This window comes from Deltaproteobacteria bacterium GWA2_45_12, assembly GCA_001797365.1.
Taxonomy (GTDB): Bacteria; UBA10199; UBA10199; order UBA10199; family UBA10199; genus UBA10199.
On the sequence record MGPH01000028.1, the window covers coordinates 1 to 25,651 of the forward strand.

Sequence of the window (25,651 nt, forward strand, 5' to 3'; positions counted from 1 at the left end):
TGAAGCCATTTATTGGAAAACAAAAACTAACGACTGCAACCCCCATCTCAACTTCTGACGCCAACTCTCCAGTTGACGGGGCGCAGTCCAATTTGTCACGCCGCGTCATCCATCCTAATTAATTCCTCCAATCCGCAACATCTTCAAGCTTTTGCCGATAATATCTGTGGGGAAGGTATAAGGAATAAAACTATATGGTTTCTATTCCTTCATTTAGTGCAGTTCCTGTTGTTTTAGCAAATGCGGGTGGCCCGGTTGGCACCTTTGCTCCTACATCTGTTGATCCTAAACGCTTGCCCGTTCAACCATCCCCTTCTCAACCTTATACTTACCGTGAATGTGGCGCTGAGGAAAACGTCGCAGATATCACGACGGAAGCATTAACCAATCTTAAAAAACAAATAGACGAAACAACTCTAGGCACAAATTTTACTTTACCTGAGGTAGTGTCCGTTTTTGTAGAGATGATGAAGAAAGACTATCCATTCTTGAGCACACAACATATTTGTCAAAAAGGGGGACCTGATGGAACCTATTTTGCCAATCTGGATGTGCCTAGTTTTTTACCCTCACCTGCACAAACGGCTCAACAACAGACTTTAGGGGAAATAGGTGATTTGGAGACTGTGTTAGAAGCCAAGTGTGAAGCTTACTATAATAAATTAGGCATGCCGGATCAGCAGCATTCTCGGGTAGCAGAAGCAGGTATTGGGATTGGAAGTGCGTTAGCTATCTTTGGTATCGGTGTAAATATTTTCCATCGATTGCATGATAGGCAAGAGGTGAGAGAGGGCCGACAGAGCCGCACGTATCAAGATGCGGTGAACGAAGAAATGACTCGTTTGGCAAGAACTAATGGAACTTGGTGCCCACAGAATATTGAACAGCTAATTCCCTATAGGCAAAACATCGTAAGTAGAAATCTACGTTATTTTGGATATCTGGGCTTGGGCATTACGGCACTCATCGCTGGCGCTAAGATATATTCTGGGATGAGTACCCATAAGCTTTCAGAAGAAGAAGCAGAAGAAATCAAAACCTGTTATTCACCAACTAATTACCCTAAAAATCCAGCTCCTGATTCCGAAGCAGATAATACGGCCCTGGCCAAAGCAAAGGCTGATCTTATGGCTCGAATAGAGATGATAGGGGGAAAAGCAACGGCCTTAAGTATTGAAAATGCAAAACAAGCTTATCAAAGCCACGCTGAAGAGGAGGGTATTGGATCTTGGATTATTGGAGGGCTTGCAGTCTTAATAGGTGGATCGACAACAGCATGGGCTTTTAGCCCTTATGGAACTGGCCGCGCTGAACAAACATTGAGAAATGGAGTCAGACCTTTTGACGCCTACGATACAAGAGGTCGTTTAGAAAAATTAAAAGAAGAGGCCAAGGCAGAAGCAAGGGAAAGGTTTAATTCTTTGGTTTTAGGGGGTCAAATGGCTGTATGTAATGAAAATGAAGCTGATCAGCGTGCTCTTGAGAAGAAAGCAGCTGGGGAAACTGTTCAAGATGTAAAAGATGCTGTTGGTGGTTTTTTAGATGCCTATGGTAAATTCTGGGGGAATGCCACTCCAGAAGTGAAGGAGGCAATTAAAAAGCCAAATCAGGAAGTTGAATCTGCTCCAGATGCTGCGCAACCCGCCACCCGCGCTTCAACCCCTTTGGTCCCCGAGCGGAGTGGTCCCCGAGCGGAGTGGTCCCCGAGCGGAGTGGTCCCCGAGCGGAGTCGAGGGGTCGAGGGGTCGAGGGGTCAAGGGGCCACTCCCGATTACGCCTCCCTCCTTTCCCAAGCCCATCAAGCAGGGGGAGTAAGTGAAGTGCTTACCATTTATGCAGACCTTCGCAACGCTACCGAAAACCAAGAAGCCCTTTCGACAGCCGCCAGTGATCTTTACATCCGGAATCGGGATGAGTTTGAAGCCGTGGGAATTGTTTTTAATTCTACGAGCAGCGCTTTTGAGCCTATTTCAGATGAGCAGATAGCGGCCCAAGCATGGGATGCCTATGCTGGTGGTGATTCCAGGAAAGCCGTTGAACTTGTTGGAGGGGCGCCTCTTGCAAGTGAGGCTCCCAACGCTTCAAATTTGGCTCCCTCTACAGCTGTTTCACCCAATGGATCGGTCCCCTTTGTTCCCCCTGTTAGTTTGAAAGCACCTGCACCTGCTCCAGCTCCAGCAAGGGCCCCTCTAGGTTTAAGTCCGGTCAAGATCCGTGTTCCTTAAGTCATGGTCAATAAGGTAAAAAAAATGGGTTCCGTAAAAACAGAACAAGTTCATACTCCTTCCGCATGCACCCAACCTGAAGAAGCGCTGATTGAATTGCGTTATCCTCTTGTTAAAACAACCCAAGACATCCCCGAAGCAGTTTTTAAAATGAAGGAGACTTACCCCAACATACAAGCCAGAGATGTTTGTACCCTAGGAAATAAATATTTTTTTTCTCCCAATGGAAATCCCATTGCTGAAAAAAAACCGGATTCTTTGGAAGCCATGAGTTCGGATCAAATCATGGGAATGAGTGCGCTCGATTACGACCATTATTTCCAAAAGCATCAAGAAACCAAACTTAAGGGAGAAGTGGAATATTTGATGGCCGTTTGCAAGCCTCGTATGGACTATTCCTTAAAGGATTACGGTACCGCATTACCCGAAGTCCTTCAGGCTTCTTTTCTGCCTTTTATGAGCGATCCTAATGTTGTTTTTAGCTGGGATTATATGATTCGGATTGGGGAATCTCTCGTTCCGATGATTGTCTTATATAAGCTTACCTCCAAATTAGGGCAGCCCAAAACTCCAGGAGAATCTCTTGGATTTAATTACAAAGGCATGACGGGCGGTTTTATTTTGAATATTGTGATTGATCGAAGCCTTATGTATGCGGATGTTCCTGATGCAGCACGCCAGGTTCTTGGTCCGGCTATAACTATTGCCGCTTACGAAGTAGCGGCTTCCCCACTGATGGGGCGATACCGTTTAGCCCCCATGAACTATGGAGCCATTCCCAAATGGTATTTAGGGCTAAAGACCTCATCAGCATTATTGGACAAATTGGGGGGATATTTGCCTGAAGGCCATCAAGTTTTGCAAGCAGGTTCATTGAGCAATGACGTTGGCAGTGTGGTTCTTACAGGAACTGTTTTTTATTATTTCGATAGAACTCTTTCAAAACATTTTCCCGAGGTCTTGGCTCGTTTGGAAGCCACGGGTGCGGCTCCGCAGGTTGCGGGTGCAGCAGCAAGAGGTGTAACTGCAGTGGGAGGGCAGGGGCTTAGTCTTGGGGCCAAGGGTATTTTCTATGGAGTAAAAATTGTAAAAGGTGTTTCTGTTGTTTCCCTGGGGGATGCCCTAGGAGGGATGGGAATTGATTTATATATCATGGCCGACAAGGACCCGGATGTCAGATTGCTCAAATTTGCTTTTGACCAAATGCCGCCACAAGAAGATTACCCTGATACTTTGGAATTTCTTTTCCCTACCGCCATTAAAGCAGGCGAAGCACGGGCCTATCAAGATGACCAAGACTATGGCAATAAAGTCACTAAAGCGGCCCAAAATTTGGTTAATGAAAGTAAAAAATTTACTGAATTAATGGAGGGGATTCTGTTGGATCAGGCAATGATCCATGTTGCAAAGGAAGGAGTTCTCGATGAAAGAAGGCTCAAAGGTTTTTTGGCTGAATACTACAAAAAATATGGGGATAATCTAGCAGGCCAATATGATCGCTTAAAAAAAACCGGACACCGTGTTTGGTCAGGGGTGTCGCTTACAGAGCTTATTGATGAAAAAGGGCAATTTAACTTTCATGACATGAAAATATACCTCATTAATTTGGCTGCACGTCGCAAGGAGGTGGTCGAAAAAGAATTTAATAAACGCTGTGAAAAGTTGGGGCTTATGGAATTGAAAAATGGCCGTTTGGAAATTGTAAAGATGGAAGATATCCCAAAAGATCCAAATCCAGAAAAAGAGGCACGCTTAAAGGCTTATCGTAAGGATTTTCTTTTGGGCGGTGCTTTTGGGAGATACAGAAATCAAATTGATGGTTACGCCAAGTTAATAGAAGTTCTCCATAACTCGGACAAAACTCCCACTTTACAAGACAAGCAATTGATCGCTTTGCTATTAAAGACAATTCATTCGCAGGGGGTATGAAAGAATTTTTCATCAGCGATTTCCCCCCCTTATCGATACCAATCTTCAACCAGTAATTCAGGAATAGCTTCGAAATGCTTTGTGTTGTGAGTGATCAGGATGCAGTCGTGGTGAATGGCGATTGCGGCAATGGCCAGGTCCATATCGGCAATGGGGGCGCCTTTCTGCTTAAGATGGGCCTTAAGGCGGCCAAAAATTTTGGCCGTGTGTTTGTTAAAATTAAAAATCTCCAGTTTTTCGATATTTTTTTGAATGGCTTTAAGATTTTCCTGAACTTTTTTCGATTGAAAAATCCCAAAATAGAGCTCGGCTACAGTGATGGAAGAAAGAGAAATCTGGCTATCCCCGACCTCATCTATTTTTTGTTTGATGGATTTGTTTCCTGCCGAAAGGAAAATATAGGTGTCTGTGTCGAAAAGATAGGGCATGGGCTATTCGAACCGCGGGCTATTCAAGCGGCCGTGATGGATATTTTTTAAAAGCTCTTGGGCCTCGTCAGGCTTTAAAACACCAAAGACCTCATCAAAGATGCCTTGGGGTTTTTGTAGGGATTTGTGGTGAAACGGGCTCATCACGTTCTGAGGTTGTTCAAATGCTTCACGCCCCTCAAAGGCATCTAAGATTTCATCAGGAAGGGGATCATTAAAATCATCAGGGACTGTAAAATCCCCTTTGGCCAAGCCCAAGGGTCTTTTTTTTACGGCTTGTTTCTTGATAGGGCTTAGCTCGGCAATGGGTTTATTATGGGAAGAAATAATAATAGTTTCACCGGCTTGTACTCTTTTAAGGATGGCTGAGAAATTCTTTTTTGTTTCGTAAATGTTGATTTGAATCATGGGTTAGACTATAAATCAGGTCAAGTATTAGGTCAATATTTACTTGAGAACCTATTTTGAGGACCTTACCACATACAAATCCATGGTTCGAGGGGCATGTCCAAATAAGGATATCTTGTCCAAGTAGGAGACACCCTGAGGCTCTCGAAAGGTGTGCTTTATTCCTGCCCTAAATTCCGCACCTTTCATTTATCCCCTACGCTCGTTGGCTTCGGGGACGAGCCTTGCTGGGTCAAAACCCTCCGCCTTAGGCGGAGAATCTTGGGTCCAGGGCTTGCCCTGGGGTGCATACCATTGATCTAAAATCCCCCCTGAAGAAAGAAGTTCTTTGATGCTATCGTTTTTTGATTCCCAAGGTCGCGTCCGTGACGCGCAGGCCTTGGATGTATACGCTCGGACTCTTTCAAAACATTAACCCGGATTCAAAATTAACTCCTTGGTTTTCATAAAACCTCTGTTAAAATGCTTTTTTATGAAGCTTGGTTTTAAATCCATTCAGGAGATATTGAGCAAACATCCCCAAGTTCTTTTTTCCTATCTTTTTGGCTCATTCGCCAAAGGCAAAACCCATGCCGCCAGTGATTTGGATATTGGGGTTTATGTTTCTGAAAACAATGAAGTCAAACGCGAAGCTCTTCTTGATTCCATTTATAATGATCTGGTCAAGTCAAAATTACCGGCATCGCTTGATCTGGTTGACTTAAGAAAATTGCCATCCCATGTTAGCTATGAAATTGTGGCCAAGGGCCAAATCTTGATGTGCCGTGATGAAAAAGAGCGGATTGAATTTTCTTGTCGCGTGCTTCGGGAGTATTTCGACATGGAATACTATCGCCAGCGTTATTATAAAAAGATGATGGATCGCATTGAAGGAGGACGCTTTGGTCATCTCTAAGACAGTCATTTTAGAACGGCTCAAAAAATTGGAGCAATGTTTAAAACGCCTGAAAACAATGGCCCAGATTTCAGAGGCTGATTTTCTTGGATCGTGGCGGGACCAGGACATTGCTGATAGAAACCTGCAATTGGCGGCAGAAGCTGTTTTTGATATTGCCAACCATATTATTTCAGAAAAAGGCTATGAAATGCCGACGACATTGGAAGAAACCTTTCCGGTTCTGCAAAAGAACGGCATTCTCTCAGAGAATTTATATCAGAGATTACAGGGGCTGGGACGTTTTCGAAATCTTATTGTGCATGAATATATGACTATCGATTACCACAAGATTTATTCCTATCTTCAGACTCACCTGGTTGATTTTGAAGCATTTGCCGCCGAAATAGGGCAATTCTTGAAAAAATCCTGAAAATTTATCCTTCGACAAAAACTCGGCCCCTTGGGGCCGAAATAAAATGACGGATAACCCTGAGCGAATCCCGCATTGCGGGATGAGTCGAAGGGTGGCTCAGGATGAAACTCGGGGGCTTGCCCCCGAGTTCTTCATTTCCCCACAAAATTCGGAGTGCGTTTTTGACGGATGGCGGCAATGCCTTCTTTAATGTCTTGAGTGGCAAAGCAGGTGGCTTGGGCGGCGGAATCATAAATGAACATTTGCTCCAGGGTTTTGTGCATGGCCATTTGAATGCCTTTTTTGATAAGCCTTACCGGCACGGGGCCGTTTTGGGCTATTTTGGTGGCGATACTTTTCACATAGTCCATCAAGCTTTCAGCGGCCACTGCATCGTTAAGCAGGCCATAGTCAAGGGCCTGTTCCGCTTCAAAAACATTCCCTGTCAAAAGAATTTCAGAAGCCATGGTGGGCCCCACCAGGCGGGTGATGAGATAAGTGCCCCCCATGCCGGGGGCCAGGCCAAGGCGGGCAAAATTAGCCCCCAATTTGGCCGTGGTGGCGGCATAGCGAAGGTCGCAGGCCAACGCCAGGCAAAAGCCGGCTCCCACTGCGGGGCCGTTAATGGCGGCAATCACGGGGATGGGTAGTTTGCGAATTTCAAGAAATGTTTTATAAAAATTCTGTAATTCTTTCTGGTTGGTGGCTTTTTTCTTCTTGATTTTGGATTCCAGCATTTCAAGATTGCCACCGCTTGAAAAAGCGCGTCCGGCGCCTGTAATAATGACCACGCGAATTTGGGGATCTGATTTGATCTGTTTTAAAATGGCCCCAAAAGCCTTGCCCATGGTTTCATCCATGGCATTCAAAGTTTCAGGGCGGTTGAAGGTGAGGGTGGCGATATTTTTTTCAACTTGAAATAAAATGGGTTCGTTCATAGAAGTTGAATCCTCTGAAAGAGTCTCAAATTTTTCCAATTCATGGTTCGACAGGCTCACCATGTCCAATGTATAGCTTATCGAAGGGTTTAACTATGTCATCTTTTCAATCCCAATTCTTGGGACGAATTTCTTATGCCGAAGCTCTTGGGTTAATGCAAGAATTTAAAGCGAAGCGGCAGAATAACGAAATAGGGGACCAGATTCTCTTTTTGGAACACCAAGCTGTCGTCACCATGGGAAGAAAACCTTCCGAAAAAGATTTATATCTTAAGAAAGAAGAGCTTCTTAAAAAAAATATCGATTTTGTCAAAACAGATCGGGGTGGCAAGCTTACTTACCATGGGCCTGGGCAGTTGGTGATTTATTTTGTTTTTGATATTCAAAAACGGGGATATTCCATTGAAGAGTGGGTTTGGAATGTGGAGGAAGGGGTCAGAAAGTTTTTGAGCGAGAAGGGAGTTGAGTGTGAGCGGGATGAGGATAATCCGGGGTTGTGGGTGAGGGCGGCTCACGAACCGCCCCTACAAAAAATTTGCTCCGTAGGATTTCATGTTTCTAAAGGGGTGACAACCCATGGTGTGGCCCTGAATCTTGATTGTGATCTAACCCCTTTTGGTTATTTTTTACCGTGTGGTGTTGAAGGCAGAGGAATAACCAGTGTTTTAAAAGAGACAGGGAAAAAATTGTTCTTGGAAGAAGCCGCAAAAGAAATTGAAGGTATTTATCGGGGGTTGTTTACGTAGGGGCGCCGCTTGCCGCGCCCCCCATGCACCCTCACCCCAACCAGATCGATTCCCGTTTTTTAAGGCGTTTGTTGATCATGCTTTGAATGGTCTGTCTTACTTCTTCTGAAAGACGGTTGATAAGCAAGTCGTCATTTAAACCCTGTTCCCCATATTTTTCGTAGGAAATAGCGGGGGCGTATTGGATGTCCCATTTGGCAGGAAGCGGGATAAGCCCAAAAAGCCCAAGCCAGGGGAAGGTGGGGGTAAAGGGGATGAAGGGGACCCCAATGGCCTTTGCCAGGGAATTGGATTTGAAAATGACGGGATGAATTTCTTCAGCCCCGATGACGGCCGTGGGAACGATGGGGCTTTTGGTTTTCATGGCCAGCTTTATGAAGCCACCCCGACCAAAACGCTGAAGTTTATAACGGTTTTTAAAACTTTTACCGATTCCCTTGACGCCCTCAGGAAACACAATGACCGCGTGCCCGGCTTTAAGAAGCAATTCGGCATTTTCCGGGCAGGCACGCACCCCACCCAGCCGATGCATGGCTGTTCCCAGAAAGGGCATGTGATAGGCAAAATCTTCGACCAAAAATCGGGCATCCTCGCGCACGGGGTGGTCATTCATAATGGCTACTTTAAGCATGGAGCCATCCCAGGGAATGGTTCCTGAATGATTGGCGACAATAAGGGCGGGGCCCTCATCGGGAACATGATGCATATCCCAGGTATTGACCCGCCAATAGGTTTGATACATGAAATCAAAAAAAGGTTTTACTTTTTCAATCAACCGCCGGTCCATGCCGAAGAGATCCACTTCTTCTTCATATTCCTGGTTGCCTAAACTCTGGATGACGTTTCGATAAAAATCAAAAGTGAACACCTTCACCAGTTGCGAGGTGAGGTTTTTGACCAATTCAAGACGGTCTTTTTCTTCTTGTTCCAGTTTTTCTTGAATGGATAGAAAATTGAAGGTTTTCTGAACACGGGCCTCCAATTGTTCGGCAAATTGTTCCAGCTCGCATCGCAATTGCAGTTCGCCTAGCTTGTGGGAAATTTTTTTGTTGATAAGGGTGCTTAAATCATTGTCTGCCATTTCTATGGATTGGGCTAAACTTTGGGGAAGCGTGTTTAAGCTTTCATCAAGATTCTTGGCGAGGTTTTCAAAAATGGGTGGAGATTCTTTTCTGTTTTTACCACGATAGAAAGAAAGCACTTTGGGATTTTGTTTTAACGGTTGTTCCATATAATATCCCCCTTTATCCCGCTACGCGGTGATAAAGGGGGATGATACGGGGGAAACCTACGCCTCAATCAACTGAATTTCCCGCAATTTTTCCGCCCCCACAAAACTGATCAGGGCTTCCTTGGAGGAAAAACCTGGGTTGAATTCCAGAATTTTTTTTGCCTTGGAACCGTCAGCCACATACGTATACCGCAAAAAATCGACATGCGAGCCGGGGGCCGGGGATAAATCGGCGAGCCAGGCCAATTGCACCAGTGTTTTAAAGCCGAATTGGGGCAGTTGAAAATTGACCCTTCCGCAAATTTTGATGACCCGCGACAAGGGAAGCACCCCATCCCCCACAATATTAAAAATGCCGGGGCAATTTTTTTGAAGAGCCAGCTTGAAAGCCTTCATCAGGTCTTCTTCATGTAAAAACTGGACAAGGGGGTCAAACCCCAAAATGGTGGTGACAAACAAATTTCTTAAAAAACGGGTTTTATAACTATTAACCGTGGGCCCCAAAATGGTGCATGGGCGCAGAATGGTGGCGGTGCATGAGGGATGTTTTTTTGAAAAATTCAAAACTTGTTTTTCTGCATCGATTTTATCGGTCAAGAAAGGTCCTTGCTGGAATCCTTTTGGCTCATGAACGTCTTCCTGCAAAAAATTCGGGTTTTTGATGGAAGCCCCATAAACATCAGTCGTAGACGCTAAAATAATTTTTCTAATGCGAGCTTCGGCGCATGCATTAAGGACATACATCGTTCCCACAGAAACAAGTTCATGGGCATACGAAGGATTTTTTGGGGGCGTTACCGGTAGGGCGCAGTGTAGCAAGGTATCGCATTGTTCCCTTTTAAGGATGTCCGCCAATCGCGCATCGGCTAAAGTTTCGGTGAGATCAAGGTGATAGTATTTCGTTTTTTTGGATTCGTAAGCCGCTTCTTTGGTGTCAAGGGCGATCAATTGTTCCACGGAGGGATCTTTTTCCAGCGTATCAAGCAGGCAAGATCCGATAAACCCCGCTGATCCCGTAATGGCCACGCGGGAGGAGGTGGTCTTTATTGCTGACGGGTTTTTCTTTTTATCGGCCATGAGGACTAAAACCCTCTACCCCCTGTTGTCCCCTCCTTCGACAGGCTCAGGACGGCGCTTACAAAGGGGGACAGAAGAATGAGTGAATCCCCTACAAAGAGGGACAGTTTTTAGTCTCCCCTCCTTTATAAGGAGGGGATTACCCATCATTCTCCCCTCCTTGTTAAGGAGGGGATTAAGGGGAGGTAGAATTCAAATTTCCTAAGTTTCCCATTTTACTTTTTTATAAAAATAAAAAGTGATCAAAAACATGCTGCCGTCTGAAATAACACCGACAAGATAAGCCAGGGAATAACCCTGCTTGAAGTAAAAAACAAAAAAGAAGAAGGTTGAGACGAATTTGGAAATTAAAAAGGGGATGACAAAATCAATATTGCGGCGAATATCTTTTTGGGCCCAATAACAAAGAAAAATAAGAACCACCATGAGCGACAAGGTTAACGTCAGCCAGAAAAACTCGCTCGGTTCGTTAATCAGGGGAAGTTTGGGAAAAAAACGCGTGGACACTTTATTGATGCTTATGAGCAATTGATTCCCAAAGAAAAGAAAAAAGACCCCGGCTGACCCAAGAATAAGCATCCATGTTTGAAGAAGATTTTTAAGGTTTTTTTCGGCGGGGGTTAATTCCATTGGAAATACTTATCTCATAAATAACAGAAGGGGGCAATGCTGGAATTATGTTAGCCGACAATCTTCCCCATCCCCACAATCCCATGGCATTTGGAATGTGTGGCAACAATAAATTTCGTAGGGGCGAGGTTTCCTCGCCCAAAACTCTTTTTCAATTTTCTCCATTCCTCCGCAATATTTTTTAAGGGGATGTAAGCCACGCCGTAAACCAATGCGGTGCAAAAAAAGGTGTGGATAGTTGTAGTTGGACCCTGAGCGGAGTGGGCCCTGAGCGGAGTCGAAGGGTTGAAGGGTCGCAGAACTTTCTTAAAATGTTCCCGAAAATCCCAAGTGCGTGGGGCTTGGGTGTGGGGGCAAATAGTGGGCTCGTCACAATCTAAGGGACAGATCCAAGTTGCAAAACTTGTCGCTACAATTCCGGAATCGAAATTTTTTTGGTAGGGGGTGTTAAGGGATTGATTGTAAGGAATGATTTCTGTTTTAAATCCTTCTTTCTCCAAGAGCTCTAAAAAAACCTTAAAAAAAACATGGGGGGCAGTGTGGTCGGGAATGAGGATGTCATTCTCATCAACGGTATAAACCCAAGGGCAAGCCTTGGAAGATTCTCCGCCTAAGGTGGAGGGTTTTGACCCGGCAAGGCGCGTCCCCGAAGCCAACGAGCGTAGGGGATCAAAACCCTGATTAAGAATATCGACGATAAATTGGGAATAAGATTTTTTAATGATTTGATTCGGATGTTTTTTTTCTGCCAGGGAATTTGGTTTGTCATCAACAAAGAACAGGGATTTGAAATCGATAAGCCCTTCTTTTTTGGCCCTGATTAATTTTTGCCCGTAATCGAGCGAGAGTTTGTGGGTGCCGAGGATGTAAATAGAGTGAAGGGAGAACATTAGCCATTTCCTCAAATGACGGGCCTTCGACTTCGCTCAGGCATCGGTCTCTAAGCAGAGTGGTCCCCGAGCGGAGTCGAGGGGGCGAAGTGACATCAACACCCCATCAATAATTCCGTCTCCCCCATTAAATATTTGTCAATCGACTTCGCACATTCCCGCCCTTCGGCGATGGCCCAGACGATGAGGGACTGGCCGCGCCGGGCGTCTCCTGCGGCAAAGATGCCGGGGACGGAAGACATTTTTGTTTCATCGGTTTTAATGTTGCCACGCGCATCAAGAACTAGGCCTGCTTCTTCGATGGCGCCTTTTTTTTCAGGCCCGACAAACCCCAAAGCCAAAAGGACAAGATCGGCCTCAAGCGAGAATTCACTTCCGGGGATTTCTTTAAACGATGGGCGTTCAGAAGGGGAGGACGGCTTTATCCATTCAAGATGGACGCAATTAATTTTTTTAATGACACCATTTTCTCCTGAAAAGCTTTTGGTCAAAATGGAATATTCACGAGCCCCCCCTTCGTCGTGGGCCGGTGAAGTTCTGTAAACAAGGGGCCATTGGGGCCAGGGGTTGTCAAAATCACGTTCTTTGGGAGGTTGGGGCAAAAGTTCAATTTGATGAATCTGTTTGGCCCCTTGACGGTGGGCGGTTCCCAGACAATCAGCTCCTGTATCACCACCCCCAAGGATGATGACGTTTTTTCCATGGGCGGTAATTTGATTTTCAATTTTTTCTCCGGCATTCACCCGGTTTTGCTGGGTAAGATATTCCATGGCCGGATGAATGCCTTTAAGTTCGCGTCCGGGAAGGGGCAGATCACGCGCCTGGGTAGAACCCATGCACAGAGCAATGGCATGATAATCTTTTTGAAGAGCTTTAAACGGCATGGTCTTGCCAATGGAAACACTTGTTTTGAAAACAACCCCTTCGGCCTCCATTTGCTTGATGCGTTGGTCAATACGCCATTTTTCCATTTTAAAATCGGGGATTCCATAACGGAGTAAACCCCCAATGCGGTCATCGCGTTCAAAGACAGTCACTTCATGACCCACGCGGGCCAATTGTTGCGCACAGGCAAGGCCGGCCGGGCCTGAGCCCACAACAGCTACCTTTTTACTGGTTAATTTTTTTGCAGGCTGGGGTTTGACCCATCCACTTTTAAAAGCATGATCGATAATATTAAACTCGATATATTTAATAGTGACGGGCGGTGCGTTAATTCCAAGTACACACGCCCCTTCGCATGGGGCCGGGCACAAGCGGCCGGTGAATTCAGGAAAATTATTGGTGGCATGCAAACGGTCGATGGCGTCTTTCCAGCGGTTACGATAAACAAGATCATTCCAATCGGGGATCAAATTACCCAAAGGGCAGCCTTGATGACAAAAGGGGACGCCGCAGTCCATGCAACGGGCTCCCTGGCGCTTGATGGAGTCTTCCGGGAATTCCTTGTAGATTTCCTTGTAGTCGTGAACCCTTTCCTGAATGGAACGTTCAGGGGTGCCTTCACGAGGGTATTCCATAAAACCGGTAGGCTTACCCATACATGGCCTCCCTTTCGGAAATTCCCAATTCCTTCATTTTTTTCCTGATTTCAATGAGGGCCGTTTTGTAATCTCTTGGCATTACTTTTACAAATGAAGCCACTTCTTTATTGAAGTTGGCCAAAATTTTCTGAGCAGAAGTACTTTGCGTATAATCAAAATGATTTTGAATAAGGTTTTTGAGGGTTAAAATATCATCCTCATCAACAACAGGGTCTAAATCCACCATGTCCGGATTGCAGTTTTGTTTGAATGTCTTTTTTGGATCGTAAACATAAGCAACGCCTCCGCTCATGCCCGCAGCAAAATTGCGGCCGGTAGGTCCCAAAACAACCACGCGACCGCCGGTCATGTATTCACAGGCATGGTCTCCCACGCCTTCAACCACGGTATGAGCCCCACTGTTACGAACACAAAAACGCTCCCCAGCCACCCCATAAAAATAGGCTTCTCCTTTGGTCGCTCCATAAAGGACTACATTACCTATGAGGATGTTCTTTTCAGGAACAAAAGGGGATTTTTTGGATGGGTAGATGATGATTTTTCCTCCAGAAAGCCCTTTACCAACATAATCATTGGCATCGCCTTCCAAGGTAAGAGTGATTCCGGAAGGGAGAAAAGCCCCAAAACTTTGACCAGCCGAACCATTAAACTTAATAGAGATGGTATCTTCCGGTAACCCATTACTTCCATGAAGACCTGTCAACTCACTTCCTAACATAGTGCCCGTGGTACGGTTGGTATTGTTGATGGGCATTTCAAAAGCCACTTTCTTCTTGTTTGACAGGGCCGCTCGCGATTTTTCAATTAAAACATTGTCCAAGACTTTGTTCATGCCATGATCTTGCCGGGTAACACATCGGATAGCAACTTCAGGTCCAATCTTTTGCTTGTAGAAAATTGATGAAAAATCGAGTCCTTTAGCTTTCCAATGCTCAAGGGCACCATCAACATCAAGCAGATCGCTTCTGCCAATCATTTCATTTAAGGTTCTAAACCCAAGTCCGGCCATGATTTCGCGCAATTCCTGGGCGACAAAATAGAAAAAATTCACCACGTATTCAGGTTTTCCTGTAAATTTTTTGCGAAGCTCGGGGTTTTGGGTGGCCACACCAACGGGGCAGGTATCCAAGTGACAAACACGCATCATAATGCACCCCACCGTCACCAGCGGAGCTGTTGCAAATCCAAATTCTTCAGCCCCCAGAAGCGCCCCGATGGCCACATCGCGACCGGTTTTTAATTGGCCATCGACTTCCACCCGGATGCGATCACGCAAATTGTTGCGAACTAGGGTTTGCTGGGTCTCAGCCAGGCCCAGTTCCCACGGTGTGCCCGCATGTTTAATGCTTGTTAAAGGAGAAGCCCCCGTTCCTCCGTCATAACCGGCGATAAGAACAAGGTCGGCGTGCGCTTTGGCCACACCGGCAGCCACCGTGCCCACGCCCACTTCGGAAACCAGTTTGACACTGACACCGGCCCTTGGATTAGAATTTTTTAAATCAAAAATAAGCTGGGCCAAATCCTCAATGGAATAAATATCGTGATGGGGTGGGGGAGAAATAAGCCCGACTCCAGGAGTTGAATAACGAACTTTTGCAATCCAAGGCCATACTTTTTTACCCGGAAGCTGACCGCCTTCGCCGGGTTTGGCTCCCTGGGCAATCTTAATCTGCAGCTCATCGGCATTGACTAGATATTCGCTTGTTACTCCAAAACGTCCAGAAGCCACCTGTTTAATGGCACTGCGCCGGAGATCACCATTGGCATCGGGTTTAAAGCGAGCAGGGTCCTCACCACCTTCCCCGGTATTTGATTTGCCGCCCATGCGGTTCATGGCGATGGCCAATGTTTCGTGGGCTTCTTTACTGATGGAACCATAGGACATGGCTCCTGTTTTGAAATGTTTGACGATACTTTCAACCGATTCAACTTGGTCTAAGGCAATGGGATTGGATTTCTTGAATTTAAAAAGCCCGCGTAAAGTACATAATTTTTTGGCCTGGTTATTAACCAGGGCGGCATATTCCTTGTACACGTCATAGCGGTTGGACTTGGCGGCATATTGAAGCTTGGCCACGGTATCCGGATTTAACAAATGGGCTTCCCCGTCACGCCGCCATTGATAGCTTCCCCCCGGTTCAAGCATGGGGTCCTGTGAAAGGCGTTCGGGGAAGGCGCGACGATGGTTTATAAGCACTTCACGGCCTATTTCTTCCAACCCGATTCCTTCAATGCGGGAAGCTGTGTGGGTAAAATAGTCATCAATGACTTCCTTGTTTAATCCGATGGCTTCAAATATTTGGGCCCCGCGATAACTTTGAATTGTGGAAATGCCCATTTTGGACATCACCTTGACCAACCCTTTTTTGACCGCTTTTCGGAAATGGGCCACCGCTTTCTCGTGGGGCATTTCCAATGTTTTTTCACGAATAAGATCATCAAATGTTTCAAACGCCAAATAGGGGTTGATCGCTCCGGCCCCGTAACCGACCAACAGACAGAAATGATGGGATTCGCGCGGTTCCCCTGTTTCCAGTACAAGGCCTGTTTTGGTTCGCTCGCCCTTACGCACAAGAAAATGATGCAATCCGGCTGTAGCCAAAAGGGATGGAATGGGAGCCAAGTCGTGACTCACACCACGGTCGGACAAAATGATGATGTTGGCCCCTTGATGAATGGCTTGCAGGGCCTGTTTGAAAATATTCTGAAGACTTTTTTCCAGCCCTTTGACTCCTTCAGAGGCCGTAAACAGCATGGGAATGGTTTTTGACTTGAACCCCTGATGCTCATTGTCTTCAAGTTGTTTGAGGCGTGCCAGTTCGTCGTTGTCGATGATGGGATTGACCAGTTTTATTTGATGACAGCTTTGCTCGCCCGGATTGAGCAAATTACCCTCGGCCCCAATGCTTGTGTCCACCGAAGTGACCAATTCTTCACGGATGGCATCAAGGGGTGGGTTGGTGACCTGGGCAAAAAGTTGCTTAAAATAAGAAAACAGATTTTGGGGACGTTCGGACAAAACGGCCAAGGGAGCGTCATTCCCCATGGAACCAATGGCTTCTTCGGCATTTTGCGCCATGGGCAGCATGAGAAGGCGGACATCTTCTTGGGAATATCCAAAAAGAATTTGGCGTTGGGTGATTCCTTTGTGGTTGGTTTCGGGCATGGTCTTGGCTTTGGGCAGATTTTCAAGAGGAATCAGATTGTTTTGAAGCCATGTTCCATAAGGGTTTTGGGAAACAAGCTTTGTTTTTAATTCTTCGTCGTCAATGATGCGGCCGGCTTGGATATCCACAAGAAACATGCGCCCTGGTTGTAAGCGACCTTTCAGGACAATATTTTCAGGGGGAATATCAAGAACCCCCACTTCGGAAGCCATGATGACCAAATCATCTTTGGTGACATAATAGCGGGAAGGTCGCAGACCGTTACGATCTAAAATAGCCCCAATCATTTTTCCGTCTGTAAAGGCAATCGAGGCAGGACCATCCCAGGGTTCCATCAGGCAGGAATGATATTCATAAAAATCTTTTTTGGCCTGACTCATGGTGGTATGCCCGCTCCAAGCTTCCGGGATCATCATCATGACAGCATGGGGCAGGCTATAGCCCCCCATCACCAACATCTCGAGGGCATTATCAAAACTAGCTGAGTCGGAACCGCCTTCCCGGATGACCGGCAACACCTTTTCAATTTCATTTCCAAAAAGGGGCGATTTAAAAAGCGCCTCACGGGCACGCATCCAGTTTATGTTTCCGCGCAAAGTGTTGATTTCGCCGTTGTGACAGATGTAGCGAAAAGGGTGGGCCAACTCCCAATTGGGAAATGTATTTGTGCTGAAACGCGAATGAACAATGGCCAAGGCCGATTTAAAATGAGGATCGGCAAGATCAGGAAAATAAGGGCCCAATTGGTTTGAAATGAGCATCCCCTTGTAAACAAGGGTGTGGTTTGAAAGGGAAGGAATATAAAAAGCCTTGGAATTTTTCAGCCCTGATTCTTTGATGGCACTTTCAAAAGTCTTGCGAATGATAAACAGGCGTCGTTCGAAAGCGACACTTTCTTCACCTGGAAGAAGAGGGCCTTTTTTCCCCATGCCCACAAAAACCTGCTTCATGTGGGGCATGGCTTCCAGGGCGGTTTTCCCAAGCATGGTGGGATTTACGGGGACATCCCGCCAGCCAAGAATTTCCTGTTTTTGTTCTTTGATGATTTTTTCCAAAAGCTTCATGCCGGCGCTTTGCTGATGGGAATCTTGGGGCATGAAAACAAAGCCAACACCATAATGGCCTTCCGAGGGCAAAGAGATTTTAAGGTTTTTGGCCTCACGGTTTAAGAATTCGTGGGGGAGTTGAATGACAATGCCGGCCCCATCGCCTGTGTTTGTTTCGCAACCACAAGCCCCACGATGCTCAAGATTGCTTAAGGCCTGAAGGGCTTTTTGAATGATATCGTGGGATTTTTTTCCCTTCATGTGGACGACAAAGCTCACCCCGCAAGCATCATGCTCAAAGGCAGGGGAATACAATCCCTCGGTGATATTGGGTTTTGAACTTGTCGCCATAAGCTAAGAATTAATTAAAAATTCCCTTAAGAACCAAACGTGGCAAAGGGAGCCACTTATTTCTTAAAAAGGGAAGGATTTCAAGGCAATTTTTCAGATTTCTCCGTTTTTTTACGGTGCAATACCCAAAAAAGAGGAAGCGCGATCCAGGCAAGATCGGCCAAGGCCAGGAACCATTGGCGAAGGAAAAGAGTGATCAGCCAATTGAACGCAAAAATTCCGAAATATAAATAAACACCGTAGGGGCGCTGCTTGCTGCGCCCATCATACGGCAAATTGCGGGCGCAGCAAGCAGCGCCCCTACACAAAAGAATATTTATTCCCACAATCAAGAACGCCGTTAAAAACCAACCGGCAAAATTGAAGAAGGGGATGCCAAAATAAAAACCGGGATGGGGGTAGTGGTAAATCTTTCCCAAAAACCATTGTTCTCCCATGTTGGATAAAGGATCGACAATGATATCGAGAATGGTGGTGAAAAGGGCGGCGAGGAGGGGAAGACGTAGCTCGTGAGTTCGTAAGCTCGTCGCTCGTCGCTCGTCATTCGGGGTCCCCGTATTACGAGCAACGAGCAACGAGCGACGAGCAACGAACTCCGCCACACTATACCCCGCAAAACAAAGAAAGACATAAGACATCGAATCCCAAACGGGGACACCCCAATTAAGCCATTCCCCTTGAAGGTTTTCATAAATATAAAAATACCATCCATAGGGAAAACCGGTTCGAATCGAAAGCCCTTCAGAAATCCATGCGATGAAATAACCGACAATCAAAAACTGAAACGTAAAACGCCACCCGTGACTGCGTATGGCAATGAAAAGATAAGTGAGTAAAAAAAGAGTGACATACCACCGGTGCGAGAATGTGTAGAAAAGAATATCCATTTTGTAGGGGCGCCGCTTGCCGCGCCCATTATTGGAAAAACATTAGGGCGCGGCAAGCAGCGCCCCTACGGTATATTGTTTCACCTGAATTTTTAGGGCCTCATCAATGGAATGACAGGAAAACCCCAATTCGTTTTTAGCCTTGGTGGTATCCATATAAAAAGGAATCCTGACAGAACGTATTCCTTCAAGAGTTCCCAAGGGAGTGTTGCCGGTAAATAAAGCCAGTTTTTCCATAAGTCCACTTGTAAGGCAGGCCAACCCATACGGAATTTTAAAACCCAATCTGGCTTGATGGGAATTGGCCGCCACTTTCTTGTAAAAGATTTCAAAGCTTAGATTGGGGCCCCCCAAGATATACCGATGGCCCCTTAACCCGTCTTGCATGGCTTGAAGATGACCTTTCACCAAGCTGCGCACATCCACCATGTTAAACCCGGTGGGGTAATAAAAACGCCCCATTTTTTTTTGAAGAATCATCCGGATGAGAAATCCCACAGGGCTTGGCAAAAAATCTCCGGGGCCCACGGGCATGGTGGGGTTTACAATGACGGCATGACGTTTCTGGGCATATTCCAAAACTATTTTTTCTGCGGCAATTTTGCTTCGGGTATAAGGGCCGGGAGCATTGCTTTCTTCCAGAAGATGGTTTTCGGAAGCAGTGGGGTTTTGGTTGGTTCTTTTCAGAACTTCAGAAGAGCTTGTATGAACCAAGCCTTCAACATGATGTTTTAAGCAGGCATCACAGACATGTTGGGTCCCCTTGATGTTGATTTCTTCATGGTCTTTTCTTCGTTTTGTCCCCAAATGACTCAAGGCTGCCAAATGAAAAACATGGGAGGCTCCGGAAACAGCCTTGGACACATCGTTTTTGTTTCGAATGTCCCCCAAAAAAATTTCCAGACGATTACTTGCCAAAATAGGGTTTCCATTTTCAGGGTGGCGTAAAGGATCCGAGGGCAACATAAAAGCCCTAATGCGACTTTGGGTTGATTTGAGAAGATGAAGAATGAGATTGGAGCCGATAAAACCGCTGGCCCCCGTGACAAGGATGAGTTTCATGATTTTTCTTCTTCGTAGCTGGCACGGATCATCTTGATGAAAACCTGAAGAAGGGCCGGGTCCCACTGTCCCGAGCTTAATTCTCTTTCAAAGATGGCGGCTGATTGAATGGGAGAAATGCCCTTGCGATAGGGGCGGTTGGAGGTCATGGCGTCAAAGGCATCGGTAATGGCACAAATGCGGGCGCCCAGAAAAATCTCTTCGCCTTTTTGGCCGTCAGGGTCTCCCTTGCCATCCCAACGTTCATGGTGGTTGCGAATGATGGGAAGCAGGGTTTTAAATGATTTGAGATTTTTGCAGATTTCGTAGCCGCGGGTGGGGTGTGTGCGGATATGCGCAATTTCTTCCTGGGTCAGTTTGGTTTCTTTATTCAGGATGGCTTCCTTGACTCCCACTTTTCCGATATCGTGCAATAAGGCACCGCGTTTTAAGTCTTCCAACTCTTGTTCGGCCAAGCCCAGTTGTTTCCCCAAGAGGACGGAATATTTTGAAACGCGTTCCGAATGGCCGCGCGTATACACATCTTTGGCTTCCAAAGCGTCTGCCAATGTAAAAACAACCGACTCGCAACTATCCAGTTCATTATAAAGTTGCTTTACACGAATAAGCGACTTAACCCGGCTGATGAGTTCCAGCTTGTTATAGGGTTTCATCAAAAAATCATCCGAACCAAGTTCAATGGCCTTGATTTTGTCATCAATTTCCTTGAGGGCTGTCACAATAATGATGGGGATAAATTGGGTTTCGGGGTTACTTTTCAGAAGCCGGCATACCTCATAGCCGCTCATGCGCGGCATCATTAAATCCAATAGAATTATGTCGGGAGGATCTTTTTTGACACATTCCAAGGCATCTTCCCCGCCATAGCACTTGGTGATGGCATAGTTAAAAGGTTTAAGCTGCACGGAGATAAGTTCAACATTGGTGGGATTATCGTCCACAACCAGCACTTTGGGCCGATTATCTGTTGATTTATTAAGGAGGGGAACATCGATGCTGGCAGGGTTTTGCATAAGTTCAGGCATTTTAGAAGATTCAAGCTTGAACTAAAAGGCTTTTTTTTGTAAGAAGGGGGCATGTTTAAGCTTATCAAGTTTGTTTTTTGGGTTTGTGCTGTCATTATCCTTGCTTACTTCATGACGGATATTCGTATTGGAGGTAAAACAATCAAGGAAAATGTGGATGAGTTTTTCAAATCTCCCCAGGGGGAAGGTTTGAGTGAAAAAGCCAAAACCTGGGTGGAGGAGAAAATAGAATTTGTCTTTGGAAACATGACGAAGGGGAAGGTGATGCAAACCATTGAAGAACACCAAGACATTTTGGATGAACCGAAAAAAAAATCCCCCGAGGAGATCGAACAAGATGACCGAAGCAAGCTTAAAGATATTTTTCGTGAGAATACCAAATGAAGCTTCCCGCGGCAAGCTGCGGGGTATCAAAGCGGAATTGCGCCATAGCCAACCCGCCTTCGCTACAGCTTCGGCGCGGTTCGCATCTTTTGGAAACCCTGCAGCAAGCTGCGGGGTATTGGCGGAGGCGAATAACAAAGGAGATAAAAAATGACTGAAGTTCAATCATGTAAAGTAGACAAATGCAAACGTACCTACCGTGCCAAGGGTTACTGCGATACACATTTTAAAAAATGGCGCCGCGGTGAATTAGCTAAGGCTCCCTATAAAACCTGCAATCAGGAAAATTGTCGAAAGAAACAGCATTTAAAAGGTTTGTGCCAAGATCATTTTAATGCGGCGTACAAAAAAGAGGTCGGTGCCCCTGCGGTGGCTGAAGCGGCCCCAAGCGCCCCTGCTTCTTAAATTTTAAGAAGTGGATGTCTTTTAAAAAACAGAAAATATTTTTTTTAGTTCTTGTTTTTTTGTCTGTCACTTCCGTGGCCGAAGCTTTTTGTCCAAGGAATACCCCTTCCCGTGTCGCCAATAAATTTGAAAGACATTACGATACCGACGGAGATGGTTGCCTTAATTTTGCAGAAAGGGGACGTTACAGAACGCACCAGATTTTAGGTTGGGAATTGGCCGACACCAAAAAGAAAAAGAAGCATGATCTTAACAAAGACATGATGCTTAACCCGTACGAATGGCAAAAATATCAGGAAGACTTAAAGAACGATCCCAAAGTAAACCTGCTGCCACTGTTGCTACTTTGACTATTAATGACAGATCCGGGAACAAATCCCCCTTAATCCCCCTTTTTTAAAGGGGGAGAAAACATGGGGCCCGTATCGTCCCCCTTTAAAAAAGGGGGATTCCAGGGGGATTTTACCCGAATCCATACCTTTTGCTTGACGAAAGAGAGCCTCATCCGTTATCTGTTTCCCCCCTTTGTTTTTGATTTTTTTTGCGGGGCGTAGCGCAGCCCGGCTAGCGCACTCCCTTGGGGTGGGAGTGGTCGCAGGTTCAAATCCTGTCGCCCCGACATTTGAGTGGTCGTCCGCCGAAGGCGGATCGCCCCGACATTTGAGTGGTCGTCCGCCGAAGGCGGATCGCCCCGACATTTTGTAGGGACCCCGTAACGCGGGGTCCCTACATTCAATCCCATGTCTGACCCCCTCACAACCCATGTTCAATATGTCAAAGGGGTGGGGCCCTATATCGCTTCGCTTTTGGATAAAAAGGGCATCCATACCGTTGCCGATCTTTTTTATCATTTTCCAGCCTATTACCTTGATCGTCGTAAACTAGACACCATCCGTAGTTTGCAGCCCGGCAAGGAATCTTGTGTTATTGCCGAAGTTGTGGGCAGTGCCACACGCATGTTGGGGCGAAGTCGTAAACGTATTTTTGAAATTGTCGTGCAAGACGGCACAGGAATCGCCCTTCTTGTTTTTTTTAATTTCAGCGAAAAATTCTTAAAGAAAAAATATCCCCAAGGGAAACATATTTTTATTTCCGGCGAATGCCAGATGTTTGGGGCCCAAAAACAATTCGTGCATCCGGATATCGAAGATTGGGAAGAAGGAGAAGAGACAGGAGGCGGAATATTGCCGGTGTATCCATTAACAGAGGGGCTTTATCAAAAATCCCTGCGCAAAATCATTGCCGGGGCTCTTGAGCATTATTTGGAAGGTTTTGAAGAATCCCCTTATTCTGTGCGGGCTGAGGGTGATTCCAAAGTGAGTTTAAAAGAGGCTCTTCTTAAGGTGCACAGCCCTCCATCCGATGCCAATATTTGCGATCTCAATGAGATGAAGTCGGTTTGGCATCAACGAGTCATTTATGACGAATTGTTTTATCTGCAATTGGGTTTGGGCATCAAAAAAGTCAATTTCAAAAAAGAGGAAGGATATCAATTTCAGAAATCCGAAAAATTATTATCCGGCGCCTTAAGCCTTCTCCCCTTTGAATTAACGGGGGCCCAAAAACGTGTGTTGTCGGAAATAGAAATTGATTTGCTCAAAAATGAGCCCATGAATCGTATGCTTCAAGGGGATGTGGGGTGCGGTAAAACGATGATTGCTTTTCTTTCTTCCCTGATAGCCATTGAAAACCAAACGCAGGCCGTCCTGATGGCTCCCACCGAGGTTTTGGCCCAGCAACATTTTATCAATTTAAAACCACTGGCTGAAAAATTGGGGATCCGTATTGCGCTTCTTACACGCACAACCGAAGGAAAAAATGATGTCTTAGATGAGTTGGCTCAAGGGAAAATAGATCTTGCCATCGGGACTCATGCCCTTATCCAGGATAATGTCTTGTTTAAAAAATTGGGGCTCATCATCATTGATGAACAGCACCGCTTTGGAGTGATGCAAAGGGCACGGCTTAAGAAAAAATCATCGGTGTGTCCGCATATTTTGGTGATGACGGCAACGCCCATCCCGCGCACTTTGGCAATGAGTGTGTATGGCGACTTGGATGTTTCCATTATTGATGAACTTCCCAAGGGGCGCATCCCCATCAAAACATATGTGTTCAACGAAAAAATGAGGGCAAGGGCCTATGATCTCATCCGGCGTGAGCTGGAAAAGGGAAGGCAGGCTTATTTTGTTTATCCCTTGATTGAAGAAAGTGAAAAGAGTGATTTAAAAGATGCCCAATCGATGGCTTTGGAATTAAGCCAGGTGTTTTCATCTTATAAAGTGGGATTGATGCACGGACGCATGAAGAATGATGAAAAGGATGGGATCATGCGTTCTTTCAAAAAAAATGAAATCCAGATTCTAGTTTCAACCACGGTCATTGAAGTGGGTGTGGATGTGCCCAACTCAACGGTTATGGTGGTGGAGCATGCAGAACGTTTTGGGCTTTCGCAATTGCATCAATTAAGGGGAAGGGTGGGAAGAGGGGCGCATGAATCTTATTGCTTGCTCATGGCCCATTATGCGCAGTCCGATGAAACCCGGTTTCGATTACGTGTGATGGAAGAAACAACCGATGGTTTTAAAATTGCTGAAGAAGACCTTCAATTGCGCGGCCCGGGAGATTTTTTGGGGACACGCCAATCGGGGCTGCCCGCTTTTCGCTTGGCCCATTTGGTGCGCGATTCAAAACTTCTGGCTGCGGCGCGTAAGCGCGCCATGGAAATTATTGAGGATGATCCGGACTTAAATCATCTCCATCACCATCTGATCAAAAAAATTCTAGTTGAAAGATGGGCTGAAAAATTGGAATTGGCAGAGGTGTCTTAGATATTTTGGTCCCTGAGCGAAGTCGAAGGGACGGTGTGCTTCGACTCCGCTCAGCAACCGAAAGCATTATGCAACCCTTACTCAAACCCCCATGGCTTAAAAAACGCCTGGACGTTGCCGCCCTGACAGGCATGCAGGCCAGGTTGCGTGGCCTCACCCTGCATTCAGTATGCGAAGAAGCGCGTTGCCCCAATATTTCCGAATGCTTTTCCAAGGGTGTGGCCACCGTCATGATCATGGGCGATACCTGCACGCGCGCTTGCAAGTTTTGTGCAGTGGCCACGGGCCGTCCCAAACCCCTTGATCCAAATGAACCGGAAAATGTCGCCAAATGGGCGGGGGATGCGGGTTTGAAACACATTGTGATTACGTCGGTGGATCGGGACGATCTGCCCGACTTGGGGGCCACCCATTTTGGAAAAACCGTTCAAACGATGAAAGAAATCCATCCTTTGATGATTGTGGAAGTGCTTACCCCCGATTTTCAGGGGAAAGGGGAGCTCATCGACAAAGTTTGCCAGGCAGAACCAAAAATTTACAATCACAACCTGGAAACTGTTCGCCGGCTTACGCCCGGGGTTCGTTCTGCGGCCAGGTATGATCGTTCCCTTCAGGTGATAAAATGGGTCAAAAAAAATTATCCAAATCAATTGACCAAGTCGGGTCTCATGCTGGGCTTGGGCGAAACCGAGGAAGAAATTCTGGAATCGATGCAGGATCTTTTAAACCATGGCTGCGACATGCTCACCCTGGGTCAATACCTTCAACCCACCTTGAAACATCTTCCCGTTAAAGAATACATTCCCCTTGAAAAGTTCGAAGGATACCACAAACGCGGTCTTCAAATGGGCTTCAAAGCCGTTTTTGCCGGCCCCTTTGTACGCTCTTCCTATCTGGCCGATGAGCTTTATGAACAAACGTTTTCGGTTTGATGTTTTTCATCACTTTTGACCTTTGGACAGAATTGGCTTGAGCTTTATTTCCAATGGTTTCCCGTTATTTTAATTACAATAAAAAAATAAAATCGTCATTCCTGCCACGTGACCCCGCAACGCGGGGTTCTGTTGGCAGGAATCCAATACTGGGCCCCCGCTCTCAGAAATCCTCGGAGTACCGAGGATTAGCGTGGCGGGGGTGACGTTTATAGAGGTGTCCAAA

22 protein-coding genes and 1 tRNA gene are annotated in these 25,651 nt (G+C 46.1%); 11 read left to right on the top strand and 12 right to left on the bottom strand.

Annotated features, from left to right (window positions below; genetic code table 11):
* The first annotated feature begins 194 nt into the window (after positions 1 to 194).
* Both A2048_07655 and A2048_07660 read left to right on the top strand, forming a co-directional pair.
* Positions 195 to 2,225, top strand: a complete 2,031-nt coding sequence (locus tag A2048_07655; GenBank protein OGP09386.1) for a hypothetical protein — start codon at positions 195 to 197, stop codon at positions 2,223 to 2,225.
* Positions 2,226 to 2,249: 24 nt separating this feature from the next.
* Positions 2,250 to 4,154, top strand: coding sequence for a hypothetical protein (locus A2048_07660; GenBank protein OGP09387.1), 1,905 nt, complete (start codon positions 2,250 to 2,252; stop codon positions 4,152 to 4,154).
* A gap of 29 nt (positions 4,155 to 4,183) precedes the next feature.
* Here the strand turns inward: A2048_07660 and A2048_07665 are convergent, their stop codons facing one another.
* Both A2048_07665 and A2048_07670 read right to left on the bottom strand, forming a co-directional pair.
* Entirely contained in the window at positions 4,184 to 4,582 is a 399-nt protein-coding gene (locus tag A2048_07665; protein ID OGP09388.1) for a hypothetical protein, read from the bottom strand.
* 3 nt (positions 4,583 to 4,585) lie between these two features.
* On the bottom strand, positions 4,586 to 4,990 hold the full coding sequence (locus A2048_07670) for a hypothetical protein (GenBank protein ID OGP09389.1): 405 nt from the start codon (positions 4,988 to 4,990) through the stop codon (positions 4,586 to 4,588).
* Positions 4,991 to 5,462: 472 nt separating this feature from the next.
* On the opposite strand from A2048_07670, the gene A2048_07675 reads away from it, so the two are divergent.
* Together A2048_07675 and A2048_07680 are read left to right on the top strand one after the other, a co-directional pair.
* Entirely contained in the window at positions 5,463 to 5,885 is a 423-nt protein-coding gene (locus tag A2048_07675) for a hypothetical protein (GenBank protein OGP09390.1), read from the top strand.
* Positions 5,872 to 6,297: a hypothetical protein gene (locus tag A2048_07680; protein ID OGP09391.1), complete on the top strand. Its 426-nt coding sequence runs from the start codon at positions 5,872 to 5,874 to the stop codon at positions 6,295 to 6,297. Before A2048_07675 ends, A2048_07680 begins: the two co-directional genes overlap by 14 nt.
* 134 nt (positions 6,298 to 6,431) lie before the next feature.
* Here the strand turns inward: A2048_07680 and A2048_07685 are convergent, their stop codons facing one another.
* Positions 6,432 to 7,217 (bottom strand): hypothetical protein, encoded by a 786-nt coding sequence (locus tag A2048_07685; GenBank protein OGP09459.1) that lies wholly within the window; start codon positions 7,215 to 7,217, stop codon positions 6,432 to 6,434.
* A 95-nt stretch (positions 7,218 to 7,312) separates the two neighbouring features.
* Between A2048_07685 and A2048_07690 the strand changes: the two genes are divergently transcribed.
* Complete coding sequence (locus tag A2048_07690; protein OGP09392.1) at positions 7,313 to 7,963, top strand: lipoyl(octanoyl) transferase; 651 nt, start codon at positions 7,313 to 7,315, stop codon at positions 7,961 to 7,963.
* A 31-nt stretch (positions 7,964 to 7,994) separates the two neighbouring features.
* Here A2048_07690 and A2048_07695 read toward each other — a convergent pair whose 3' ends face one another.
* From A2048_07695 to A2048_07735, 9 genes are all read right to left on the bottom strand, one after another.
* Positions 7,995 to 9,194: a hypothetical protein gene (locus A2048_07695; GenBank protein ID OGP09393.1), complete on the bottom strand. Its 1,200-nt coding sequence runs from the start codon at positions 9,192 to 9,194 to the stop codon at positions 7,995 to 7,997.
* 57 nt (positions 9,195 to 9,251) lie between these two features.
* A complete protein-coding gene (locus A2048_07700) occupies positions 9,252 to 10,271 on the bottom strand; it encodes a hypothetical protein (protein ID OGP09394.1) in 1,020 nt (339 codons plus the stop codon).
* 201 nt (positions 10,272 to 10,472) lie between these two features.
* Positions 10,473 to 10,901: a hypothetical protein gene (locus A2048_07705; GenBank protein ID OGP09395.1), complete on the bottom strand. Its 429-nt coding sequence runs from the start codon at positions 10,899 to 10,901 to the stop codon at positions 10,473 to 10,475.
* A gap of 50 nt (positions 10,902 to 10,951) precedes the next feature.
* Positions 10,952 to 11,791 (bottom strand): hypothetical protein, encoded by an 840-nt coding sequence (locus A2048_07710; protein OGP09396.1) that lies wholly within the window; start codon positions 11,789 to 11,791, stop codon positions 10,952 to 10,954.
* Between the two features lie 95 nt (positions 11,792 to 11,886).
* Positions 11,887 to 13,332: a glutamate synthase gene (gltD, locus tag A2048_07715; GenBank protein ID OGP09397.1), complete on the bottom strand. Its 1,446-nt coding sequence runs from the start codon at positions 13,330 to 13,332 to the stop codon at positions 11,887 to 11,889.
* Complete coding sequence (locus A2048_07720; protein ID OGP09398.1) at positions 13,325 to 17,899, bottom strand: glutamate synthase subunit alpha; 4,575 nt, start codon at positions 17,897 to 17,899, stop codon at positions 13,325 to 13,327. The genes gltD and A2048_07720 overlap by 8 nt, the downstream gene beginning before the upstream one ends.
* Positions 17,900 to 17,979: 80 nt before the next feature.
* Positions 17,980 to 18,786: a hypothetical protein gene (locus tag A2048_07725; GenBank protein ID OGP09399.1), complete on the bottom strand. Its 807-nt coding sequence runs from the start codon at positions 18,784 to 18,786 to the stop codon at positions 17,980 to 17,982.
* Between the two features lie 42 nt (positions 18,787 to 18,828).
* Positions 18,829 to 19,848, bottom strand: coding sequence for a hypothetical protein (locus tag A2048_07730; GenBank protein OGP09400.1), 1,020 nt, complete (start codon positions 19,846 to 19,848; stop codon positions 18,829 to 18,831).
* The gene (locus A2048_07735) at positions 19,845 to 20,861 is read right to left on the bottom strand and encodes a hypothetical protein (GenBank protein OGP09460.1); all 1,017 of its coding nucleotides are present in this window, start codon (positions 20,859 to 20,861) and stop codon (positions 19,845 to 19,847) included. Before A2048_07735 ends, A2048_07730 begins: the two co-directional genes overlap by 4 nt.
* A 63-nt stretch (positions 20,862 to 20,924) precedes the next feature.
* On the opposite strand from A2048_07735, the gene A2048_07740 reads away from it, so the two are divergent.
* The 6 genes from A2048_07740 (at position 20,925) to A2048_07765 (ending at position 25,425) form a co-directional block, all read left to right on the top strand.
* A complete protein-coding gene (locus A2048_07740) occupies positions 20,925 to 21,257 on the top strand; it encodes a hypothetical protein (protein OGP09401.1) in 333 nt (110 codons plus the stop codon).
* A gap of 150 nt (positions 21,258 to 21,407) precedes the next feature.
* On the top strand, positions 21,408 to 21,662 hold the full coding sequence (locus tag A2048_07745; GenBank protein ID OGP09402.1) for a hypothetical protein: 255 nt from the start codon (positions 21,408 to 21,410) through the stop codon (positions 21,660 to 21,662).
* Positions 21,663 to 21,676: 14 nt separating this feature from the next.
* Positions 21,677 to 22,012, top strand: a complete 336-nt coding sequence (locus tag A2048_07750; GenBank protein ID OGP09403.1) for a hypothetical protein — start codon at positions 21,677 to 21,679, stop codon at positions 22,010 to 22,012.
* A 194-nt stretch (positions 22,013 to 22,206) separates the two neighbouring features.
* Positions 22,207 to 22,281, top strand: a tRNA-Pro gene (locus A2048_07755).
* A 121-nt stretch (positions 22,282 to 22,402) separates the two neighbouring features.
* Positions 22,403 to 24,493, top strand: a complete 2,091-nt coding sequence (locus tag A2048_07760; protein ID OGP09404.1) for an ATP-dependent DNA helicase RecG — start codon at positions 22,403 to 22,405, stop codon at positions 24,491 to 24,493.
* A 68-nt stretch (positions 24,494 to 24,561) separates the two neighbouring features.
* Complete coding sequence (locus A2048_07765; protein OGP09461.1) at positions 24,562 to 25,425, top strand: lipoyl synthase; 864 nt, start codon at positions 24,562 to 24,564, stop codon at positions 25,423 to 25,425.
* Positions 25,426 to 25,651: the final 226 nt, after the last annotated feature.

Coding starts and splice junctions, on each gene's coding strand:
- A2048_07655 (OGP09386.1), top strand. CDS start 195: ATGGTTTCTATTCCTTCATTTAGTGCAGTTCCTGTTGTTTTAGCAAAT.
- A2048_07660 (OGP09387.1), top strand. CDS start 2,250: ATGGGTTCCGTAAAAACAGAACAAGTTCATACTCCTTCCGCATGCACC.
- A2048_07665 (OGP09388.1), bottom strand. CDS start 4,582: ATGCCCTATCTTTTCGACACAGACACCTATATTTTCCTTTCGGCAGGA.
- A2048_07670 (OGP09389.1), bottom strand. CDS start 4,990: ATGATTCAAATCAACATTTACGAAACAAAAAAGAATTTCTCAGCCATC.
- A2048_07675 (OGP09390.1), top strand. CDS start 5,463: ATGAAGCTTGGTTTTAAATCCATTCAGGAGATATTGAGCAAACATCCC.
- A2048_07685 (OGP09459.1), bottom strand. CDS start 7,217: ATGAACGAACCCATTTTATTTCAAGTTGAAAAAAATATCGCCACCCTC.
- A2048_07690 (OGP09392.1), top strand. CDS start 7,313: ATGTCATCTTTTCAATCCCAATTCTTGGGACGAATTTCTTATGCCGAA.
- A2048_07695 (OGP09393.1), bottom strand. CDS start 9,194: ATGGAACAACCGTTAAAACAAAATCCCAAAGTGCTTTCTTTCTATCGT.
- A2048_07700 (OGP09394.1), bottom strand. CDS start 10,271: ATGGCCGATAAAAAGAAAAACCCGTCAGCAATAAAGACCACCTCCTCC.
- A2048_07705 (OGP09395.1), bottom strand. CDS start 10,901: ATGGAATTAACCCCCGCCGAAAAAAACCTTAAAAATCTTCTTCAAACA.
- A2048_07710 (OGP09396.1), bottom strand. CDS start 11,791: ATGTTCTCCCTTCACTCTATTTACATCCTCGGCACCCACAAACTCTCG.
- gltD (OGP09397.1), bottom strand. CDS start 13,332: ATGGGTAAGCCTACCGGTTTTATGGAATACCCTCGTGAAGGCACCCCT.
- A2048_07720 (OGP09398.1), bottom strand. CDS start 17,899: ATGGCGACAAGTTCAAAACCCAATATCACCGAGGGATTGTATTCCCCT.
- A2048_07725 (OGP09399.1), bottom strand. CDS start 18,786: ATGGATATTCTTTTCTACACATTCTCGCACCGGTGGTATGTCACTCTT.
- A2048_07730 (OGP09400.1), bottom strand. CDS start 19,848: ATGAAACTCATCCTTGTCACGGGGGCCAGCGGTTTTATCGGCTCCAAT.
- A2048_07735 (OGP09460.1), bottom strand. CDS start 20,861: ATGCAAAACCCTGCCAGCATCGATGTTCCCCTCCTTAATAAATCAACA.
- A2048_07740 (OGP09401.1), top strand. CDS start 20,925: ATGTTTAAGCTTATCAAGTTTGTTTTTTGGGTTTGTGCTGTCATTATC.
- A2048_07745 (OGP09402.1), top strand. CDS start 21,408: ATGACTGAAGTTCAATCATGTAAAGTAGACAAATGCAAACGTACCTAC.
- A2048_07750 (OGP09403.1), top strand. CDS start 21,677: ATGTCTTTTAAAAAACAGAAAATATTTTTTTTAGTTCTTGTTTTTTTG.
- A2048_07760 (OGP09404.1), top strand. CDS start 22,403: ATGTCTGACCCCCTCACAACCCATGTTCAATATGTCAAAGGGGTGGGG.
- A2048_07765 (OGP09461.1), top strand. CDS start 24,562: ATGCAACCCTTACTCAAACCCCCATGGCTTAAAAAACGCCTGGACGTT.